General features: G+C 46.9%; 2 protein-coding genes. Both read right to left on the minus strand.

Translation table 11 applies throughout. The annotated features are described in order from the left end of the window. On the minus strand, positions 1 to 741 hold a 741-nt coding region (locus tag KQJ18_RS23880; RefSeq protein WP_216422937.1), incomplete at its 3' end, for a type II asparaginase. Positions 742 to 793: 52 nt separating this feature from the next. Next, positions 794 to 1,586, minus strand: a 793-nt coding sequence (locus tag KQJ18_RS23885) for an anaerobic C4-dicarboxylate transporter family protein (protein WP_275945718.1), incomplete at its 5' end; no start/stop codon positions are given.

Here is a 1,586-nt window from a genome sequence, read left to right on the forward strand (position 1 = left end):
CTGGTAACCATAAATAATCGCTACCTGCGGCAGCTTTTTAAGATTTCTTACATCAAAAACGGAACGCAGGGTATGCGTCTTTTCAATGCGAGTTTCAAACTCTGGTTTGCCATTGACGATAACCCCTAAATACCCCTGCTCAGGGGCTTTGAAGGTATCCAGCGTGGTCGCGTTTGTCTTGGTCACAAACCTTGCAGAACCTATGCGATCATTTAAAACCACCATAACCCCCCGACCCCTTGCATTCGGATCGGCGGCCACCGTGACCGCTTCCAGCAGATTCATTGCACCGTCTGCGCTAATGGCCGTCGCGGGTCTCATCGCCGCAGTGAACACCACGGGTTTATCGCTCTTAACCGTCAGATTGAGAAAGTAGGCCGTTTCATCAAGCGTGTCGGTTCCGTGGGTAATAACGATACCGTCAACGTCATCACGCGCGAGCAGCGCATTCACCTGCTTAGATAGCTTTAAAATAATGTCACTGGTCATGTTTTCGCTGCCGATATTAGATATTTGCTGACCATCAACACTGGCAATCTTATTAATTTCAGGCACCGCTTTAATTAATGTCTGAACACCTATTTCACCAGATTTATATCCCGATGTTTGGGTGTTATTTTCAGCGGTACCAGCGATGGTTCCTCCCGTCGCCAGAATTATTATGTGAGGTTGCGTTATCGCACTAAAAACGTTTGAACTGATAAATAACATCGCCGCCGCGATGAATATTTTAATATTCATTTTCATCCTCTGAATTTAATTAATTAGGGATACAGGAAATGCTTCAAAAAAATCAAGCCAGGATTATTTTCCCGATAATAAGGCCAACGACGACAGCAACAATAACATTCACTAAACCAGGCCGCATAAAACTATGGTTAAATACATATTTGCCTATGCGCGTAGTTCCCGTGTCATCAAAAGCAAGCGCAGCCAGACATTGACCCGCCACCGGAATGAAGAAATATCCATTCACCGCAGGCCATGCACCAATGAGCGCATATGCAGGTAAGCCTAATGCCAGCCCCAACGGTAGAAGAATGAGCGTTGTTGCCGCCTGGCTACTGACCATCGCAGAGACAAAAAACATCATGATGGCAATTAACCAGGTATGTTGCTGTAATAGCGTCTGAACCTCTGCCTTAATCAGATCAATATGCCCATTGACGAAGGTTTCGCTCATCCAGGCAAGGCCAAAGGCGCAGACAATCGCCAGTGCCCCCGCGCGAAACACAGTCCCGCTGATAATTTGGTCCACCGGAGGTCGGCATATCAAGACTATCAGACAGGCAAAAGAGAGCATTGTTATCTGGATCGCTGCCGACATCGATAACGGTTGCAGCCCTTTTGCCGTTTCCACTACCGGTCGTAATTGAGGAATAATCCCTAAGAGCACAATCACCACGGCACTCATCAAAAACAGTACGACAGAGAGCTTAGCGCGAAAGGTAACTTCAGTTTTATCGTGTTGTTTCTGAGCAGGCTTTATTAAACCCTCCGCAAGCCTGCGTTGATACTCTGGGTCATCTTTTAGCTCTTTGCCTTTATTAAAGGTCGCTAAGGCCCCCATCGCGACACCCACTAAC

Origin of the sequence: Citrobacter sp. S55_ASV_140 (assembly GCF_018919505.1) — a bacterium.
In the GTDB taxonomy this organism is placed as follows: Bacteria; Pseudomonadota; Gammaproteobacteria; order Enterobacterales; family Enterobacteriaceae; genus Citrobacter; species Citrobacter werkmanii.